This window comes from Mesorhizobium ciceri biovar biserrulae WSM1271 (assembly GCF_000185905.1).
In the GTDB taxonomy this organism is placed as follows: domain Bacteria; phylum Pseudomonadota; class Alphaproteobacteria; order Rhizobiales; family Rhizobiaceae; genus Mesorhizobium; species Mesorhizobium ciceri.
Genome location: NC_014923.1, coordinates 4,892,467 through 4,911,423, shown reverse-complemented (window position 1 = coordinate 4,911,423; position 18,957 = coordinate 4,892,467). Strand labels below are relative to the sequence as shown.

Here is an 18,957-nt window from a genome sequence, read left to right as displayed (position 1 = left end):
CTCGAGGTCAGTTTTTGGAGTGTTCTTCAAACTATCGGTTGAAGTGTTCTTCAAAATATTGGTAAGACGCAGTGAAAATGAATTTCAAGCGCCTTTTTATCCACTTTTCCAAGTGATATTCTGCTGACAGACTCTGATCTACCGGTATTGCTTTCCTCCGGGTAAGAAGGCTTTGGAATGTTCGGAATTTTTTCGCGAAAGAAAAGGCTGCAGCAGTCGACAACGATTTCGGCGCACCAGCCGGAGCAACCGACGGCCAGTCCGCGCGTGACTTCAATTGTTGTCCCGTTTTCAGCAGTCGAGCGCGCCGCTAAGGAAAACTACGTTGCTGACCTCGTGACTGCAGTCATGGATTTCGTGACCGCAATGTTTGATCAGGGCCTCTACAAAGATCACGAAATACCGCCGTCAGCGAGGCAGTTTTTTCACGCTTACCTATACGGGATGGAAGTGGCTAATGGCGGCCATAGCCAATTTATTCACAATTACCGTGATCACCTCGATAAAGTCACCTCGGATGTGCATTTGGCTTTGGCTGGAATGCGAGCAGAAAACCATTTAGCTATTTTGAAACAGATGGTTGCTTGGGTCCGGGAACATCCCAAGGAAGCGGAGGAACAGACTGGATTCGAAGGTGGCCGCGCTGATTTCCTTGATGGACTCGACGATCTTTTTTACAAGGAGGAAGACAGCGTCCCGATGCTTGCCCGCGCAGTGGGTTGGATAGCCTCCTGGCCTGAACTGGAGATTGTCGACGATGCCGAATGCCAGGAGGCCACTCTTGACATTGTGATGGCCAACTCCAGGCGCGAACCTCGATTGCGCCATCGTTCGGTGTTCCATCTGAAAGCAGTGATGACGAGCCGACTTGAAGTGGGCATCGGGCTCGCCTGTGCAGCTTTGCCGCAGCCCGAGGTTAAGCTCGGGCTCGGCAAAGGACGGATGTTGGACATAGATGGCGAGAAGCAGATGACATTTCCGGTCGTAACCAACGCCGGCAGGGTGCGTTTGTGCGTAGTCACGCCAACGCATGCGGCTGCATACCAGTACCTGGCTGCTGATGGTACAGAACTGCAACTCGACCTCGGACCGGTCGATAGCGTTGATGAGTTACTTGGCGAAGGTGCTCCACGTGTCGGTCTGAAGCTGTCGCATGTCGGCGCTGATTCAATAGCGACAGTCATCGAACTGGCTGATGAATACGGGGCACCAGCAGCCCTCGACCTTCTTTTGCGCAGGGCTGGAATTGATACGGCAGGAGCAGTTGCTTTGCCATCGATGCTGATTCCGAGCGAGGGAGGATCGGTCGTCAGTTGGACAGTTGCTGCTGACGGTAGACTGCTGTTTTTGGTGTCCTCTCCCAACGGGAGCGCGCTCTTGAGGTCGGGCGCCGAAGATCCGCTGGCGGATGCCCATAGGCTTGAGATCGAAGAACATTTTGTGCGCGCCGAAGCCGATGGTGCCAACTGATCTGGGCTGATTGTCTCGAAATTCTGACGCCAGTGGCACAGGCATGCGAGCCGGTCGCGACCTCACGAACGCGGAGCGTTCGGCTATCCTGAGGCGACAGGCCCTTGCCCGTTCGCCCGCGCCGCCGATTGTTGCGTTGCGGCGAGGGGGGCTTTCGGCTATTGAGGCCGGACTTGAAACGGAGCCTGTTTTTAGCTGATGAGCCTTGTCGATACGGTCAAGAACGCGTTCGTACCGATCCATCGCGAAGGCTATCCCTTCATCGCGGCCTTTGGCGCGGCGACGCTTTTCCTCGGCTATTTCTCCTCGGTCCTGTTCTGGATCGGTCTGATCCTGACGGCCTGGTGCGTTTATTTCTTCCGCGATCCCGAGCGCGTCACGCCGGTCGACGACCGCTTGGTGGTCAGCCCCGCCGACGGCATCATCTCGGCGGTCGGGCCGGCCGTGCCGCCGCGCGAACTCGGCCTCGGCAATGTCGAGATGACCCGCATCTCGGTGTTCATGAATGTCTTTTCCTGTCACGTGAACCGCGCCCCGGTACGCGGTCGTATCGTCAGGATCGAACACCGGCCCGGAAAATTCCTCAACGCCGAACTCGACAAGGCCAGCACCGAGAACGAGCGCAACGGCCTGGTCATCGAAAGCCCCAACGGCACGATCGCCGCCGTCCAGATCGCCGGCCTGGTGGCGCGGCGGATCGTCTGTTGGGCCGAGGCGGGCGGCTCGATCGGCACCGGCGAGCGTTTCGGCTTGATCCGCTTCGGCTCGCGCGTCGATGTCTTCCTGCCCTTGACCGCCACGCCGCGCGTTGCCGTCGGCCAGACAGCGGTCGGCGGCGAAACCGTGCTGGCCGAATTCGGCGGTGTCGCCGGCACACCCCTCGTGCGGATTTCCTGAGCCGTGGGCACGCAGTATAAGAAGTTCGAGGCCCATGCCAGCGGCGGTCCGCGCATCCGCGAGATCCCGATGCGCATGGTGCTGCCCAACCTCGTCACCGTGCTTGCCATCTGCGCCGGTCTGTCGGGCATCCGCTTCGGCTTCGAAGGCCGCTTCGAGCCGGCCGTGGTGATGGTGCTGCTGGCCGCTTTCCTCGACGGCATTGATGGCCGCTTGGCGCGGATGCTGAAGGCAACCTCCAAATTCGGCGCCCAGATGGATTCGCTGGCCGACATCGTCAATTTCGGCGTCGCCCCGGCTTTGGTGCTTTATGCCTTCCTGCTCGACCGTGCCGGCTCGCCGGGCTGGATTGCGGCCTTGCTGTTCGCCATCGCCTGCGGGCTAAGGCTCGCCCGCTTCAACGTGCTCGACGACGAGAAGGCCGACCGCCCGATATGGCAGTCCGAATATTTCGTCGGCGTGCCGGCGCCGGCTGGTGCTGTGCTGGTGATGCTGCCGCTCTATCTCTATTTCCTGCGCACAGGGCTGGAGCCCAGTCGTCCAGCGGCCTTCGTCGCCACCGGCTTTACCATACTGGTCGCCTTCCTGCTGGTCAGCCGGCTGCCGGTCTATTCCGGCAAGAGCCTGAAAATCCCGGGCGACAGGGTGTTGCCGATCATCCTGGGTGTCGTGCTCTACGTACTGCTGCTGATGACCTACCCCTGGTACACGCTGACCGCTTCGGTTGCCGGCTACCTGATCTTCCTGCCGTTCAGTGTGCGCGCCTATTCGAAACGCGCCAAGCTGGAGGGCGAGAAGGTACCGCCTTCGGATATAGGTTAGAAGGTCGGCGGAAGTGCTTGATCCGACTCAGGCCGCGACGCCGAGCCCCAGCCTGTCGATCGCCAGCTTTCGGGTCGAGACATAGTCGGTCTTGCCCGAACCCAGCACCGGGATTTCCTCGACCTTGACGATGTCGTTGGGCACCATCAGTTCGGCGGCGCCCGCTTGTTTGCCGAATCTGCGCAACTCGTCGGGATTGGCGTCGTCGGCGGTGGTGACCAGCACAATGCGCTCGCCGCGCCTCTTGTCCGGCACCGCTACCGCCGCATGGCGTTCTTCCGGCCACAACGACTGCACCAGCATCTCGACAGCACCCAGCGACACCATCTCGCCGGCGATCTTGGCGAAGCGCTTGGCGCGGCCGCGAATGGTGATGAAGCCTTCGCGGTCGACAGCGACGATGTCGCCGGTGTCGTGCCAGCCCGTCAGCGGCTGCAATTCACCGGGGCGGTCCGATGTCATATAGCCCATCATCAGGTTCGGTCCGTCGAGCCACAATTGGCCGGCATCGGAAATGCCTTCGATCGGCTCAAGCTTCATGCGCATGGCCGGCAGCAGCCGCCCGACGGTACCGTCGCGGCCATGGATTGCCGTGTTGACGGCAACCACCGGCGCCGCCTCTGTCAGCCCGAACCCTTCGATGATCTCGGCCTGGAAGCGTTCGCGATAGACGCGGCGGGTTTCCGGCTTCACCGCCTCGGCGCCGGCAACGACGAAGCGCAGGCTGGAAAAATCGCCGTCCTTGGCGGTACGCGCATAGTTGGCGAGGAACGTGTCGGTGCCGAACATAATGGTCGGTTTCCCCTTGCGCGCAACCTCGGGGATGATCTTGTAGTGCAGCGGCGAGGGGTAGAGGAACAGTTTTACCCCGGTGACCAGCGGCAGGATGGTGCCGCCCGTCAGGCCGAACGAATGGAACACCGGCAGCACGTTGAGCAGGATGTCGGCGGGCGAGATGGTGATGCGCGCCTCAGCCTGCATGGCGTTGGCGTAAAGGTTCTTGTGCGACAGCACGACTGCCTTCGGCGTGCCTTCCGAGCCCGAGGTGAACAGGATCACCGCCGGCTTGGCCGCGTCCTGTCGCTGCAGCGGCCAGCGCCACAGCAAGGCGGCGGCAAGCTTGTCCAGCGCGGTGACGCTCTCCCGCACATCCTCGAGCCAGAGAAGCCTGGCGCCGCCCTTTTCGACCGCCGCGACGATATCGGCAAGGTCGGCCTTCTCGACGAACGCGCGGGACGAAATCACGGTCCTTATCACCGCCGTGCGCACGGCCGCGGTGACGCTCGCCGGCCCGGCCGTGTAGTTGATCATCGCCGCCACCCGGCCGGCCGACAGAAGGCCGGTGAGCGACAGCACGACGCCATTGGCATTGGGCAGCATCACGCCGACTGCCTCGCCCGGAGCCGTTACCGCCTCGAAGCGCCTGCCCAGGACGCGGGCGCCGATGAACAGCTTGCGGTAGCTCAGCGCGCCGGAGATCACGTCCTCGATGATGATATGCGAAGCGCCGACGCGGTCGGCGGCATCGCGCATGGCCAGGAACAGGCCACGATCGAGGTTGGTGCCGAAGAGCCGCGCCTCGGCGACACGGTCGAACAGCGCGTTGGTGTTCGAGGCCTGCTCGGGGTTGCGCGCCACCAACTCAGTGATGGTCATCGGCTCCAGCACGCTGATCGACAGTTGCGGAAACCAGTGTCGTGGCGCCTTGTCCCCAGGCGTCAACGACACCGGCAGGCTGCGCGCGCCGCCGACGAAGATCGGCACGATCTTGGCATCGGCCTGCATGGCGATGCGGGTGACGGCACGAAACAACCGAAACGTCTTGACGTCGGGCTCGACTGCATCCGGCAGATAGACAGCGAGCCGGCCCTTGCCCTTCAGCACCCGCACCAGCCGGCGGCTGACGAAGACATGTTCGGCGTTGAAGGCGATGGTACGGCCAAGCTCGCGCCAAGGTTCGAGCCACGGCGAGCGCGCCGAGACCTCATCGAGAATATGCAGCGTGTCTTCCGGCAGCAGCGACAGCATCAGCGCCGGCTCGAAGCGCGATTGATGAGAGATGACGTAGATGACTGGGGCCTGCGCCTTGCGGGCGATCCTGATGCGGCTGTCTCCGATCCGGTAGGCAAGCTTGAACGGGACATAGAGCAGCGCCTGGGTGAAGCGTAGGCCGAGGCGGAATTTTTCCGCCACGCCAATCAGGAGCCAGGCCAGAACAAGACCCGCAAGCAGCGCCAGTGTCAGGATCATGCCGCGTCTCTCCCAACGTTTTTAGCATCTCGGCTCTTTGCGGCCGTGTCGGCCAGAACCTAGACGATGTGGGAGCAAGGTCAATGCGGAGCTTTTGCTTCCCTTGGTGCGGGAAGCTGCTTCTCACGCCGCCTGCAGCCGTCCACTGATGAAACGAAATTCCTGCGTCTTGCCGCCATAGCCGTAAGCGGCTGCCGGCACTTCATGCACGAAGGCGTAGCTCTCCTCGTGCACGCCGCCCAGCAGACGGCCGAAGGCTGCGAAGATCGCCTTCAGATAGGCCTCCAGCTCAAGCTTGGTGTTGGTGCCGTCGACCACCTTGATATCAAGCCAGAACGTGTTGGTGCCGTGCTCGGCCAGCGACTTGCCGCCGGCGAACCAGTGCTGCGGATCGACATAGGACACGGCAACTGCCGTGATCGTCGGGTCCTTGCGCAGCTGCGTCGCGGTGATTTCTGTGGCCTCCTTTGCGATGCGAGCGGAAAGCGCCGCGTCAGGTTTGCCGGTGACGCTGATGTTGATGATAGGCATTCTTCTTCTCCTTGGCTTGAGCGGCGTCCGATCGCCGTTGAAACAACCATGCCACCACCTTTTAGGCAAAAAAATCGAATTGTTTTTAAATGATACTTCGATAGTATCGAAGTATGGAAACGCTCGATCCCGATCTGCTCCGAACCTTCCTTGCTTTCGTCGACAGCGGCTCGCTGGCCCAGGCGGCTGCAAGCATCGGCCGTTCGCCCTCGGCGGTGACCGCCCAGATGCAGCGGCTGGAGGAAGTCGTCGGTGAGCCGCTGCTGGCGCCGCAGGGGCGGGGACGTGGTTTGACGCCGGCGGGTGAGGATCTCGTCGGCCACGCCAAGCGCATTCTTGCCGTCCATCGCGAGGCTTGGCTGGCGCTGAAGGGCGCCCGCGCTGCCGGGCGCGTTGCCATCGGCACGACGCAGGATTTTGCCGACAGCGGCCTGCCGGATCTGCTGCGTGCTTTCGCCGGCAGCCATCCGCGCGTCAGGATCGAACTGCGGGTCGGCCGTTCCGCCGAGTTGGCGCAGGCGCTGCAGTCTGGCGGCCTCGATCTGGCGATCGTCATGCGCCAGACGGCAGCGGCGGACGAAGTCGGCGTGCTGCGCGAGCCGATGATATGGCTATGCTCACAAAAGGGGCTGGCCACGCGGCAGGAGGAACTGCCGCTGGCGCTGCTCGATCCATATTGCGGTTTTCGCGAAGCGGCACTTGCCGCACTCGATGCCGCCGGCCGCCGCTACCGCATTGCTGCCGGCAGCGCCAGTCTGGCCGGCCTGCGCACAGCCGTGAACGCCGGTGTCGCACTGACGCTGCGAACGGCTCGCTTTGCCCATTCCGGGATTGTCGAGGCGCCGCGCCAGCTTGGCCTGCCGCAGGTGCCTTTGGCTGAGTTCGCCATCCGGCTGCGCGCCGGTGCCGATGGATCGGCAGCCGATCTGGCGACCCTGCTCAGCGCCAACCTTGCCTTGTCGGGCTGAATGCCCAACGAACCCGACCTTGCGGTCCCAAGTGGCAAAGAAAAAGCCGACCTTGCGGTCGGCAAGCGGCAAAGAAAAAGCCGACCTTACGGTCGGCTTGGAGTAGGACGGGCCGAGGGGTTTGGGGGGACTTGGGGATGGCCCGTCGCAGCAATAATGCCTGACCCGGATGATGGTTCCATGACTGTGTCGCTTTTTTAAGAAATATTTGACGCCATGCGTTGCGAGCGCGCCATCAGCCAATCCCGCCCCGCATGGGCGAACACTGCGGTGAGCACGACGGCGCCGCCGATCATGCTGGCGGCTGGTGCAATCTCGCCCAGGAACAGGAAGGCAAACAGGATCGCGAACGGCACTTCGGCCGAACCGAGAAGCCCGGATTCGGCCGGCGGGATGAGTCGTGCGCCCTCCGTCCACAGGATCGAGGACAGCGCGAAGGACGCGCCGAAAGTGGTGAGCAGAACGGCATCTCTCGGCGAAACCGCCAGCGGATCGGTGACGAACCAACCGAGCACGAACAACAGGAATGCCGACACCGCACCGGCCCACACCACGGGCGTGTCGCGGAAGGCGCGAACCATGATCATGTAAAGGCCGCTGCCGATGGTCATCAGCAGTGCCAGTCCGTCGCCGAACAGATTGCCGGTGCCGAAGCCGGACCAGACCATGATCGCCACGCCGCACAGCGACACTGCGGCGGCGACCATCGTCTGCAACCGGAAGGGTTCGCGCGTCAGAACCCAGGCCAGCAGCGCCGTGACGAAAGGTGCTGTGGCATAGATGACAGCGACATTGGCGACGAAGGTGAACTTGAACGCCGAGATGAAAGCGATGCTGGCCAGCGCGCCTTCCACCGCCAGCAGCCAGCCGCGCCAGCCAAGCCGCAGGGTCTCACGCCCACCGGAACGGTGACGCCGCCACAGCACATAGAAGCTGATCAGGATCGCGCCGACAAAGCCGCGCCAGCAGATGATGGTCAACGGGTCGGCGTGGATTGATTTCGTCAGCACGCCCGTCAGGGCGAAGACGGCGGCTGAGGACGACACCAGGATGATGCCGAGTGTCCGCTCCGCGGCGGTGTCGGTGGCGGCTGCAATCTCAGTCATGCCGCCAGCCTACGCCGCTTGGTCCTGACATCGTAGCGTCAGCAATCATGGCCATGCACATCATAGCCGTTTGCGGAAATGCTCGGTGCCGACGATCAGCAGGCCGGCGGCGACGATCAGCGCAGCGCCCAGGAAAACTTCGCGGCGCGGCACGTCGCCCCAGATCGCAAAGCCGAGTGCGAATGCCCACAATAGCGAGGTGTATTCCAGCGGCGCGAGAACCGAGGCCGGCGTGCGCTTCATGCCTTCGAAGAGAAGATACTGCGCCAGGCCGCCGAGTGCGCCGACGCTGGCAAGCAGCAGCAGCTGGGTCCAGTCGGGTGTCCGCCACCAAAGCAACGCCGGCACCGCCGAAAACAGCAGGAAATAGAAATTGTTGAGCAGGAGCTGGATCATCGAGCGCTCGGCAAGGGCGGTCCTGCGCAAGAGCACGATGGCGATGCCCCACAAGAAGGCGGCCGCCAGCACCAGCAGCACCGGCACGGACAGGCCGAGATGGGTCGGATCGCAAGCGATGAACACGCCGGCAAAGCCGATCAGCACCGCCAGCCAGCGCAGCATCGGCACTTTTTCGCCGAGCAGGAACACCGAAAGCACGGTGACGATGATCGGGGCCGCGTAATAAACGGTGGTCAGTTCGGCGAGCTGCAGGCTGCGCGCGGCGTTGTAGTAGCAGAGCCACGCAGCAAGCGTGAAGGCACTGCGCACCAGCATCGGCCGCACGATCGGCGAGCGCATCGTGTCGGCAAACAGCTGTCGTCCGCCGATCGCCGCGCACGCGCCCAGAATGGTGATGCTGCGGAAGAACATGATCTGCCAGACGCTCATGCCGACGACCAGCAGCTTGATCGAAGCATCCTGTGTCGAAAACAGCAGATAGGCCGCACCGGTCAGCAGGATGCCTGCAAGAACCCGCTCGCGTGTTTCGAGAATGGCGATATCGGCCATAAGGCGCGTGGGACCAAATTTGCCGGAGCGGCAGAAATGCTGTGAGGAGCGACACAAGGGAGCCGTGAATTCAACTCCCTTGGTACCAAGCTATACGGGCGAAAACCCCTGCGGCGCTACGCCAGTCCGGTGCTTATATTGGGGCACGGGTCCATGGCGAGCTGCACTGTCGCCAAGCCTACTGCGTCGCCTGATAAAGCTCCGAAGCGGCTTCTTTCAGCGCGCGCCGGCCGTCGGACCTGAAATACATCATGTGCCCGCCCTCGACGACATCGAGACGGATGGGCTTGGCATTGGCGAGCGACGGGATCTGGCTCACCAGGTAGCGCGAGGCGAGGTAAGGTGTCACCAGATCGGTGTAGCCGTTAACGATCACGACGCCGAGCGAAGGGTTCAGCGAGCGTGCGCGCTGCAGATCGTCCATCACCCCGGCATAGCCTTGCCGCGAGGCGCCGGTCCCGTAATCCCAATTGTGGCTGATTTCGCCATTGAGCAGCCGATAGCTGACATCGGTGCGAAAATGCAGTTCGTCGCTGATATAGCCGACGAATGCCGACGTCAGCGCCGGCACGCTGCGGTCGAGCACCGGATCCGGGCCGGCGATGCGGGCGCTCTCGGGCGCGATGTCGGCCGTGCCGATCGTGGCGTCATAGGGGCTGAGCACCTTGCCGCTGGCGCGGGCGAACTCCCTTGCGAACAGGCCGGTGGGGATGCGGGCGGAGTTCCGCTGCACCAGGTCGAGCGGCAGGCCGGTGATGTCAGCCACGCGTTGGCTGGCCAGCCGCCTGCCTTGCTCCAGTCCGCTGGTGATTGCCGTGAGGTAATCGCCCATCGCATAATGTTCGACGTCTGCCAGCTTCTCCCGCAACGCGTCGCCGCTGACGCCTTCGGCGCGCAGGCGCACCGCAGCCAGTGAAGGCAGTTCGAGCGCCCAATGCAGCGGCTCGAATTCGTCGGGCTGCACCAGCGTGAACTCCAGCGCCGGCGAGATCAGCACGATGCCGTTCGGACTGATGCCGATATCTTCCTGCAACGTCCTGGCGAGCAGCGCTGCGCGGAACCCGCCATAGCTTTCGCCGGCGAGGAACAGTGGCGACCCGGTGCGGCCGTTCTGCGCGAGATAGAGCCGGATGAAGGCGCCTATCGAGCTGGCATCCTGGTTTACGCCCCAGAAATCGCGCGTGTCCTGCCCCGGTGCCTCGCGGCTATAGCCTGTTCCCACCGGATCGACGAAGACGAGATCGGTCATGTCGAGCCAGCTGTCCGGATTGTCGATCAGTCTTTGCGGTGACGGCAGGAATTCGCCGTCGGCTCCCGTCGCGATTATCCGTGGACCGAGTGCGCCGATATGCAGATAGGCGGACGCTGCTCCAGGGCCGCCGTTGAACACGAAGGTGATCGGCCGCTGCTGGTCTTTGGCCCCGCTTGCCGGCGGCTCCAGTGTGTAGGCGACGTAGAAGATCTCCGCCGTGACGTCGCCCTTGCCCGATAGCAGCGACAGGGTCGCCGCCTTTGCCTGGTAATCCAGCTTGCGCCCGGCCAGCGTGATCGAATGGTTGGTGGTCTGCGGCGGCGGCAGCAGGGATAGCACGCCGCCCGAGGGCGCCGGCCGCTCCGCCGTTTCAGCCAGGACGGGCTGCGCCAGGACGGCGAGCATCGGCAGGATAAGGCAGATCAGTTTCAATTTGACCGGCATGATGGCTCCGCGACAACGACTCCCGCATAGGTATGGCCGAGAGGGTCGAAGTCAAAGGAAATGGCTGATTTGAACTTGCAACGGCTTGCGCTAGAGCCGGATGATTTCAGGTCGATCGACCTGAAATCTGAATCCGGCTCTAAATCAAACAGATGGAGCATGATGCCGTCCGAAAACCGCTTCACACTTTTCGGCATCATGCCTAGTATGAATTGGAATGCAGTCGAACCTTTCCCTCGATCAGTTTGGGCGCTGGAGCGGCGGTGTCGCCGCTGCGGCCGTTGCCGTGACACCCGAAGAATTGTCGGCTCGCTTCACGGCAGCGGCGAGCGAGTTGCTTGGCTCCGACCGCGCCTATGTCGGCTTTTACCGTCGCGACATCACATCCCTGACCATCGACGATGCCGGTCCCGATCGCTGGAACCGCGACTACGATGCACGACTGTATCGCCAGGATCCCTTCTTCCAGAGGTTCGCCAGCACAAGGCAGGATTTCCTGTTGCCGCTGTCGGCACTCCGCAATGGCGACTTCCAGCGGACTCCCTACTATCGCGAATTCTTCGGCCCTTCCGACAGTTTCGACGAGATCACCGGCGTGTTCAATCTCGACCGGCTGACCGCTGGCTATGTCACTTTTCTCAGGCGAAACGGGGCAGAACCGTTTGGCGAGCAGGATCTGGCGACGGCTTGCGCGGCAAGCAGCGCGACAAGGCTCATTTTGGAAAGATTGCTCCATCTGTGCCGCTTCCGGCACAAGGGCGCCGCAATCGGTGACGCTCGCTCGCGGCTGAGCAGGCGCGAGACCGAGATTGCGCGGCATCTGGTCGATGGTGGCAACGCCAAGACGATTTCGCGATGCCTCGCCATCTCGCCCGGGACCGTCCGCAACCACATCAAGCAGATCTATCGCAAGCTCGGTGTGCACTCCCAGGTCGAGTTGCTGGCGGCCATCCGCGAAGCCGCTTGAGCCTGACGGCTTCCGCCCGGCTCTGTCTTTTTGCTTTGACGCAATTCCCAAGGGAAAGCGCTACGCGCTTTTCCCGGGAAAACCGCTGCGCACTTTTTCTGGAATTGCTCTATTGTCCCGTCACGATGCGCGTCCACATGCGGTTTTGGGATCGCAGCAGCTTTGGGTCGTTGTTGTCCACCACGAACAGTTTGGCCTTCACGGCATCAGGCGGAAAGACGCCGGGGTCGCTGGCTATGGCCTTGTCCATCAGCGGCAGGGACTCCGGTATCGCATTGGCGTAGGAGACATAGCTGGAATTGGCCGCGGCGATATCGGGCCGCAGATTGAAGTTGATCCAGGCCTGGGCGTTGTCGGGATGCGGCGCATCTTTCGGTACCGCCATCGTATCGAAGTTGATGAGCGTGCCTTCTTTGGGGATGGAATAGGCGATCTCCAGCTTCTTCACGGATTCCGCCGCACGGGTCCTTGCCTGGAGTATGTCGCCCGACCAGCCCAACACCACACAGATGTCACCGTTGGCGAGGTCGTTGATGTATTTCGACGAATGGAAATAGCGGATGTAGGGCCGCACCTTGACCAGCAGGTCCTCGACCTTGGCGAGGTCGTCGGGACTGGTCGATTTGGGGTTGATGTGAAGGTAGTTCATCGCCATCGGGATGACTTCAGCCGGCGCATCGATGATAGCTACACCGCAATCGGACAGCTTCTTGACCACATCGACGTCGAAGACCATGGCGAAGGAATCTGTCGGCCCGTCCGGCAGCCGCTGCTTCACCGCAGCGACGTTGTAGCCAATGCCGTCGGTGACCGCCATATAGGGCACTGCATGCAGGTTCTGCGGGTCGGCGCCGGCGATCAGCGCGAGGGCTTGCGGATCGATCTTCGAGTGGTTGGCAAGCTTCGATTTGTCGAGTTCCAGGAAAGCCCCTGCTTTCACCTGGTTCTTGAGGAACGGATAGGCTGAAGGGTAGACCACGTCATATCCGGAGCCGCCGGTGAGCAGCTTGGTCTCAAGCACCTCGTTGCCGTCATAGACGTCGTAACGAACCTTGATTCCCGTTTCCTTCTCGAATTTCTCGGCCGTGTCCGGCGCGATGTAGTCGGACCAGTTGTAGACGTTGACGATCTTTTCCTCGTCCGCCGAAGCCGCATTTGCGCAGACGCCGCAGGCAAGCAGGGTTGAGAAGATCAGAGCGCGCATGAATGTCCTCCGTTTTCGCTATGTGTTCTCGGCATGCTCCGTCCCTCAACGTCGTTGCGGGGCATAGACCGGCAAGGTGATGCAGGCGACATTGCCGCCGCCCAGCAGGATCTCTCGCGAGTTTTCGATGCCGACTATTCGGTGGTCGGGAAACAGCTCGGCCAGCGTCCGCTTGGCCTTCACATCGAGATCGCAGCCGAACTGCGGCACCACCACGACGCTGTTGCCCGGATAGTAGTTGATGTAGCTCGCCGCGATCCGGTTTCCGGCCGGTCGCGCCCAGGTCGAATCCAGCCGGTCCACGCTGTCGCTTTCTTCCGGCGTCATCTCGATCGGCAAGGGATGGGGCAGCCGGTGAACTTCCAGCGCGCGGCCCTTCGCATCACGAGCCGAACGCAACACCGCCTCGGCTTCGCGCACGATCTCATATTGTGGGTCGTCCCGATTGTCGGTCCAGCTCAGCACGACCACGCCGGGGCGCACGAAGCAGCAGACGTCGTCGACATGGCCGTCGGTCTCGTCGAAGGCAAAGCCGCGTGGCAGCCAGATGACGGTGTCGACACCGAGATAGTCGCCAAGCTGGCGCTCCACCTCGGCCTTGCCGAGATGAGCGTTGCGATTTCGGTTGAGCAGGCATTGCTCCGTCGTGATGAGCGTGCCCTGACCGTCGCACTGCAACCCGCCACCCTCGGCGATCAGAGGTGCGCGGTAGCGATCCATGTTCTCGATTTCGAGCACTTTTTGCGCCGCAAGGTCATCCAGGTCCCATGGCGAATAGAGGCCGCCGTCAAAACCGCCATAGGCGTTGAAGATCCAATCGACGCCACGCACGTCGCCTTGATCGTTGACGACGAAGTTGGGACCGCTGTCGCGCAGCCAGGAATCATTGGTGGACATCTCCACGACACGCACATGGCCAGGCAATCGCGCTCGGGCATTCTGCCACTGGCGAGCAGAAGCCGCCACCGTCACCGGCTCGCTTTGCGCGATCGCCGCGGCGACATCGGCGAACAGTTTTTGCGCGGGCTTGGCGCCGAGGCGCCAGGTGTCCGGCCGCTCCGGCCAGATCATCCAGCAGCCTGACTTGGGTTCGAATTCGCCGGGCGCGCGAAACCCATCCTGTTTCGGCCTTGTCGAGAGGGTTCGAGGCATCGGGGACCGCCGGGAAATGGAGTGATGACTTGCCCGGATCAGACTTTTTTGGGACCTTGTCCGTCAATGTCCCATTTGGGATATCGGTGTAGGCGGCTGGCACCTGTTGCGGAATGGCATTGCCTTCCCAAGGTGATCGGCGCAAATCTTGACCGGACGGCGCATGCCGGTGACGCAAGCAGTCGACGAAAGGGGAAAGCGGATGGATGCGACCGAACTGAAGGCCATGCAGGCGCCGCTGAAGCAGGCCTATCGTGACGACGCTTCGCAGGCCATGATCACGCTTCGCGCCAAGGGCTCGATCGACGACCAGTCGGTTGCCTGCAAGGTGGAGACGGGCAGGGCGCTCGCCATCGCCGGCCTGCATCCGGCAACAGGCGGCTCAGGCCTTGAGCTCTGCTCGGGCGACATGCTGCTGGAGGCGTTGGTCGCCTGCGCCGGGGTGACGCTGAAGGCGGTGGCGACGGCGCTCGAGTTCAAACTCGGCGCCGCCGCGGTAGAGGCTGAAGGCGATCTCGATTTTCGCGGCACGCTCGGTGTCGCCAAGGATGCGCCGGTCGGCTTTCGCGCCATCCGGCTCAATTTCAACCTCGACACCGATGAGCCGCAGGAGCGGATAGACTCGCTACTAAAGCTGACCGAGCGTTATTGCGTGGTATTCCAGACCATCAGCCAGAAGCCGGAACTGACGGTCAGCGCACGCCGCTGACGCCTACTGTGCTGACGGTTCTTCGGCGTCACCCTCGTCGGTGAAGGGCGAGGCGCTCGGCACGCATTGCACCGACCAGCCGGCTGGTGTCGGCTGCTTCTGATATTCGGTGATGGCGGCGGTGCATTGTTCGCGCTTGTCGAAGGTGCTGGGCAGCACGACCATGCCGCCTTGCGGACCGGCGATTACCAGATACCAGACCAACGCTGCTGCGGTCGTAGCCATGGGGATTTCCTTGTTCTGCCAGTTGGGCGCTTGTTGTGGGAGTCGCGGTGACCCTACCAACTCCAAGGAAATGACGAAAGCATGACCGCCGCACAGCTTCCCGCCGTCTCATCACAGCCGCGTGATGTGACGGCGGGTTTCCCAGCCCGATTTCGAAGCGCAATCGGCTCAGTTGGTGGCAAAACAATAGAACAAGCCATCGCCCCCGGTGCCCTTCAGCGCCTCTTGGCTGCAGCCGCCGCGCGAGGCGTGCGAGGAATTCCAGGATTTGGCGGCTGCAGAATCGTCGAGGCCCGTGCGATCATGATGGCCCATCATCGCGGCGCCTTCCGCCCCGCTCATCGTCCAGTCGCCGCAGGTCTGGTCGGCGATCTTGGTGCCGTCGGGCTTGGAGCCGGTCAGCACGTCGTGGCGGTTCGGCGTGTCACCGCGGCCGTTGACCACTTCGCCTTTCTCGTTGAGCGCCGTCTGCTTGGTGATGCCGTTGGCATCGCTGTGCAACGAGGCGACGTCGTCAGCGATCTTGACGCCCTTGGCGTTCACCCACGGCCCCTTGCCGATACGGTCGCGGGCGTCGGTGTCGCTGGTCGACAGATAGGCGGCCCAACTCTTGCCGGTGACGCCGGCGGCTTCCGCCAGCGATGCGCAATGCGCGTCAGCACCCTTGAGGCCGCCGAGGTCGGCACCCTTGCCGGAACCGACACTGGTGACGAAGAAGCTCATCTTGGCATCTTGCGAGTAAGCGGCGCCCGCGGCTGCGATCAGGATGGCCGCGGTGGCGAGAAGCAGTTTGCGCATGGTGGTTCCTCCGGTTTGGGCTTCGACTACGTCGAAGAAACGTTTCCGGAGGCCTGTTTAATCCCTACGCATGTCGCTTAAAAGTGCGCAGCGGTTTTTGGGAAACCGACATGCGTCAAAAAAAAGGCTCAACTTTTATTCCGGCTGCCTATAGGCGACGAAGCGATTGTGCTTGGCCTGGAAGATCAATCCGGTCTCTTTCAGGTCCGGGCTGGCCAGCGGCACGATGCGTTTGGCGATCTCGGAGGGATGCGGCAACGTCTCGGGATCTTCGCCCGGCACTGCCTGGGCCCGCATGGCGGTGCGGGTGGCGCCGGGGTCAGCGGCGTTCACCCTGAGCGGCAGGCTCTGCGTCTCATGCGCCCAGGAGCGCATCATCGTCTCCACCGCGGCCTTGGATGCCGCGTAGGGTGCCCAGAAGGCGCGCGCCGAGTGCGCGGCGTTGGAAGACAGGATGATCGCGCGGCCAGCATCGGAGAGCCGCAGCAGAGGGTCGACCGAGCGGATCAGCCGCCAGGTCGAGGTGACGTTGATGGTCATCACCTTCTCGAAGGTTTTTGCTTCGACATGACCGATCGGCGAGATGACGCCGAGCACGCCGGCATTGGCGACGAGAATGTCGAGCTTGCCCCAGCGTTCGTGGATGGCGCCGCCCAGGCGGTCGATGCCGGCCATGTCGGCGAGGTCGAGCGGCACCAGTGTCGCCTGGCCGCCGGCCGCCTTGATCTGGTCGTCGAGCTCTTCCAGCCCGCCGACAGTACGAGCCACCGCAATGACATGCGCGCCGGCGGCAGCCAATTCCTTGGCAATGAAATAGCCGATGCCGCGCGAGGCGCCGGTGACGACCGCAACGCGGCCGGAAAGGTCGAGGGTCATGCGATGGATTCCGGGAATTGACTAACGCTGATGGCGGTCCGGCCTACGTCCCGCTTGTCGCCAGCAGCGACAGCGTGCGCACATTGTCGTGGCCTTCGAAGTCGAGCAGGCGGGTCGGGTACTGGCCGGTGAAGCAGGCATCGCAGAATTGCGGCTGGTCGTTGTCGCGGCTGGCCTCGCCGACCGCGCGGTAGAGCCCGTCAATGGTGAGGAAGCCAAGCGAATCGACGCGAATGAACTCGGCCATCTCCTCGATCGACATGCGCGACGCCAGGAGCTTCGATTTCTCCGGCGTGTCGACACCGTAGAAGCAGGAGGCGCGTGTCGGCGGTGAGGCGATGCGCATATGCACCTCCTTGGCGCCGGCGTCGCGCACCATCTGCACGATCTTCTGGCTGGTGGTGCCGCGCACGATGCTGTCGTCGACCAGAACCACGCGCTTGCCTTCGATCATGCGCCGGTTGGCATTGTGCTTCAGCTTGACGCCCATATGGCGGATCGAATCGCCCGGCTGGATGAAGGTGCGGCCGACATAATGATTGCGGATGATGCCGAGCTCGAAGGGAATGCCGGCCGCCTGGCTGAAGCCGATCGCCGCCGGCGTGCCCGAATCCGGCACCGGCACGACGATGTCGGCCTCGACCGGGCTTTCGACCGCCAGCTCGGCGCCGATACGCTTGCGCACCTCATAGACGTTGCGGCCTTCGACCGAGGAATCCGGCCGCGCGAAATAGACATATTCGAAGATGCAGAAGCGGGTCTTCTGCGGCTCGAAGGGGAACAGGCTCTCGATGCCCTTGGACGTGACGACGACCATCTCGCCGGGCTTCAGGTCGCGCACGAAACGCGCACCGATGATGTCGAGCGCGCAGGTTTCAGAGGCCAGGATCCAGGCGCCGTCGAGATCGCCCAGCACCAGCGGCCGGATGCCGAGCGGATCGCGGCAGCCGATCATCTTCTTGGCCGTCATCGCCACCAGGGAGAAAGCGCCCTCGACCTGCCGCACCGCATCGATGAAACGCGAGTTCAAATCGCGCTCCTTGCTGGTGGCGACGAGGTGCAAAAGCGTCTCGGTATCGGAGGTGGAGGAGAAGATCGCGCCTTGCTTCTGCAGCGCGCGCTGCACGGTCATGGCGTTGGTCAGATTGCCGTTGTGGGCGACGGCGAAACCGCCATCGGCCAATTCGGCGAAAAAGGGCTGGATGTTGCGCATGCCGGCGCCGCCCGTGGTGGCGTAGCGCGTATGGCCAATGGCGCGGTTGCCTTGCAGGCTGTCGATGACGCGCTGCTTGGTGAAGGTGTCGCCGATCAGGCCGACATGGCGTTCGACATGGAACTGGCTGCCGTCATAGGAAACGATGCCGGCCGCTTCCTGGCCGCGATGCTGCAGCGCATGCAGGCCCAATGTAACGATGGCCGCAGCGTCCTGCCGGCCGAAAATGCCGAACACACCGCATTCGTCGTGGAAATGGTCGTCGGCCTCGGCGGAAAGCACGTCGTCTGCGTCTGCCATCTTAAGCTCCGCTAAAATCGCCATATAATGCGGGTTCGCGCCGAAAGCAACGCGGGCCGTGCAGTCGTTCACACCATCGTCAGATCCTGACGCCGTTTTTCGGCGTCAGTTTGCCGGTGCCGCCGGTGCCGGAGCGGCCGGGGCGTTGTTCGCCGGTGGTGTTGCGTCATTGTCGTCAGGCGCCGGCGTGTTGGTATCGTCGCCGCCCGCCGGAGCATCCGCCGCCGGTGCGTCCGGAGCAGCTGGCGTCTCGGCGGCCGGCTGATTCGGATTGAGCTTCTTGAGGATCGCGTTTTCCGGATCCTCGGGCAGCAGGCTTTCGAGCTTGGCGCCGATTTGTTCGAGCAGCGGCCGCGACTTGGCCTCGGTGACCCAGGCTGGTGCCTTGGCGCCGGCCAGCCAGTTGAAGAACAGCAGGGCGACGGCAACGACCAGGATGCCGCGCGCGGCGCCGTAAAGGAAACCGAGCGTACGATCGAGCGCGCCGATCCGGGAATCGATGATCCAGTCGGCGAGCTTCATGGTGATGACCGAGACGACGATCAGCGCGATGATGAAAACCACGCCGGCGGCGGCCGCCATGGCGACCTTTTCATTCTCGATGTAGGGAGCGAGGTAAGGCACGACCGGCTTGTAGAAGAAGAACGCCGCCGCTGCCGCCGCTGCCCAGGAGACGACGGACAGGACTTCGCGCGAGAAGCCGCGAACCATGGCGAGCATCGCCGAAACCAGAGTGAAGCCGACGAGAATTCCGTCAAGCAGCGTAATCGGCATGTCTTTCGCCCCACTCCATGAGCCGCATTATAGCGCCGAACATCGGGCTCT

18 protein-coding genes are annotated in these 18,957 nt (G+C 62.8%); 6 read left to right on the top strand and 12 right to left on the bottom strand.

Annotated features, from left to right (window positions below):
• The first annotated feature begins 177 nt into the window (after window positions 1-177).
• The 3 genes from MESCI_RS23950 to MESCI_RS23940 all read left to right on the top strand — a co-directional run bounded on the left by MESCI_RS23950 (window position 178) and on the right by MESCI_RS23940 (window position 3,189).
• Complete coding sequence (locus tag MESCI_RS23950; protein ID WP_013532544.1) at window positions 178-1,470, top strand: DMP19 family protein; 1,293 nt, start codon at window positions 178-180, stop codon at window positions 1,468-1,470.
• 198 nt (window positions 1,471-1,668) lie between these two features.
• A complete protein-coding gene (locus MESCI_RS23945; protein ID WP_013532543.1) occupies window positions 1,669-2,367 on the top strand; it encodes a phosphatidylserine decarboxylase in 699 nt (232 codons plus the stop codon).
• A gap of 3 nt (window positions 2,368-2,370) precedes the next feature.
• Window positions 2,371-3,189: a CDP-alcohol phosphatidyltransferase family protein gene (locus tag MESCI_RS23940; protein ID WP_013532542.1), complete on the top strand. Its 819-nt coding sequence runs from the start codon at window positions 2,371-2,373 to the stop codon at window positions 3,187-3,189.
• A gap of 27 nt (window positions 3,190-3,216) precedes the next feature.
• Here MESCI_RS23940 and MESCI_RS23935 read toward each other — a convergent pair whose 3' ends face one another.
• Together MESCI_RS23935 and MESCI_RS23930 are read right to left on the bottom strand one after the other, a co-directional pair.
• A complete protein-coding gene (locus MESCI_RS23935) occupies window positions 3,217-5,439 on the bottom strand; it encodes an AMP-binding protein (RefSeq protein ID WP_013532541.1) in 2,223 nt (740 codons plus the stop codon).
• Between the two features lie 123 nt (window positions 5,440-5,562).
• Window positions 5,563-5,970 carry a tautomerase family protein gene (locus tag MESCI_RS23930; protein ID WP_013532540.1) on the bottom strand — a complete coding sequence of 136 codons (408 nt, stop codon included), beginning with the start codon at window positions 5,968-5,970 and terminating at the stop codon, window positions 5,563-5,565.
• Between the two features lie 113 nt (window positions 5,971-6,083).
• Here MESCI_RS23930 and MESCI_RS23925 point away from each other — a divergent pair, with 113 nt between their 5' ends.
• Window positions 6,084-6,938 (top strand): LysR substrate-binding domain-containing protein, encoded by an 855-nt coding sequence (locus MESCI_RS23925; RefSeq protein ID WP_013532539.1) that lies wholly within the window; start codon window positions 6,084-6,086, stop codon window positions 6,936-6,938.
• 197 nt (window positions 6,939-7,135) lie between these two features.
• On the opposite strand, the gene MESCI_RS23920 is transcribed toward MESCI_RS23925, so the two are convergent.
• From MESCI_RS23920 to MESCI_RS23910, 3 genes are all read right to left on the bottom strand, one after another.
• Window positions 7,136-8,044, bottom strand: coding sequence for a DMT family transporter (locus MESCI_RS23920; RefSeq protein WP_013532538.1), 909 nt, complete (start codon window positions 8,042-8,044; stop codon window positions 7,136-7,138).
• A gap of 60 nt (window positions 8,045-8,104) precedes the next feature.
• The gene (locus MESCI_RS23915; RefSeq protein ID WP_013532537.1) at window positions 8,105-8,992 is read right to left on the bottom strand and encodes a DMT family transporter; all 888 of its coding nucleotides are present in this window, start codon (window positions 8,990-8,992) and stop codon (window positions 8,105-8,107) included.
• A gap of 178 nt (window positions 8,993-9,170) precedes the next feature.
• Window positions 9,171-10,688, bottom strand: a complete 1,518-nt coding sequence (locus tag MESCI_RS23910; RefSeq protein WP_013532536.1) for a S10 family peptidase — start codon at window positions 10,686-10,688, stop codon at window positions 9,171-9,173.
• Window positions 10,689-10,905: 217 nt separating this feature from the next.
• On the opposite strand from MESCI_RS23910, the gene MESCI_RS23905 reads away from it, so the two are divergent.
• Window positions 10,906-11,655 (top strand): helix-turn-helix transcriptional regulator, encoded by a 750-nt coding sequence (locus tag MESCI_RS23905; RefSeq protein ID WP_013532535.1) that lies wholly within the window; start codon window positions 10,906-10,908, stop codon window positions 11,653-11,655.
• A 109-nt stretch (window positions 11,656-11,764) separates the two neighbouring features.
• Here the strand turns inward: MESCI_RS23905 and MESCI_RS23900 are convergent, their stop codons facing one another.
• Window positions 11,765-12,859: a polyamine ABC transporter substrate-binding protein gene (locus MESCI_RS23900; RefSeq protein ID WP_013532534.1), complete on the bottom strand. Its 1,095-nt coding sequence runs from the start codon at window positions 12,857-12,859 to the stop codon at window positions 11,765-11,767.
• A gap of 45 nt (window positions 12,860-12,904) precedes the next feature.
• A complete protein-coding gene (aguA, locus tag MESCI_RS23895) occupies window positions 12,905-14,011 on the bottom strand; it encodes an agmatine deiminase (protein ID WP_013532533.1) in 1,107 nt (368 codons plus the stop codon).
• Between the two features lie 202 nt (window positions 14,012-14,213).
• Here aguA and MESCI_RS23890 point away from each other — a divergent pair, with 202 nt between their 5' ends.
• On the top strand, window positions 14,214-14,720 hold the full coding sequence (locus MESCI_RS23890) for an OsmC family protein (RefSeq protein WP_013532532.1): 507 nt from the start codon (window positions 14,214-14,216) through the stop codon (window positions 14,718-14,720).
• 3 nt (window positions 14,721-14,723) lie between these two features.
• On the opposite strand, the gene MESCI_RS23885 is transcribed toward MESCI_RS23890, so the two are convergent.
• From MESCI_RS23885 to MESCI_RS23865, 5 genes are all read right to left on the bottom strand, one after another.
• Window positions 14,724-14,945 (bottom strand): hypothetical protein, encoded by a 222-nt coding sequence (locus MESCI_RS23885; RefSeq protein ID WP_013532531.1) that lies wholly within the window; start codon window positions 14,943-14,945, stop codon window positions 14,724-14,726.
• 168 nt (window positions 14,946-15,113) lie between these two features.
• Complete coding sequence (locus MESCI_RS23880; RefSeq protein WP_013532530.1) at window positions 15,114-15,743, bottom strand: hypothetical protein; 630 nt, start codon at window positions 15,741-15,743, stop codon at window positions 15,114-15,116.
• A 135-nt stretch (window positions 15,744-15,878) separates the two neighbouring features.
• Complete coding sequence (locus MESCI_RS23875) at window positions 15,879-16,619, bottom strand: SDR family NAD(P)-dependent oxidoreductase (protein WP_013532529.1); 741 nt, start codon at window positions 16,617-16,619, stop codon at window positions 15,879-15,881.
• A gap of 43 nt (window positions 16,620-16,662) precedes the next feature.
• Window positions 16,663-18,132 carry an amidophosphoribosyltransferase gene (purF, locus tag MESCI_RS23870; RefSeq protein ID WP_013532528.1) on the bottom strand — a complete coding sequence of 490 codons (1,470 nt, stop codon included), beginning with the start codon at window positions 18,130-18,132 and terminating at the stop codon, window positions 16,663-16,665.
• A gap of 105 nt (window positions 18,133-18,237) precedes the next feature.
• Window positions 18,238-18,906 carry a CvpA family protein gene (locus MESCI_RS23865; RefSeq protein WP_013532527.1) on the bottom strand — a complete coding sequence of 223 codons (669 nt, stop codon included), beginning with the start codon at window positions 18,904-18,906 and terminating at the stop codon, window positions 18,238-18,240.
• Window positions 18,907-18,957: the final 51 nt, after the last annotated feature.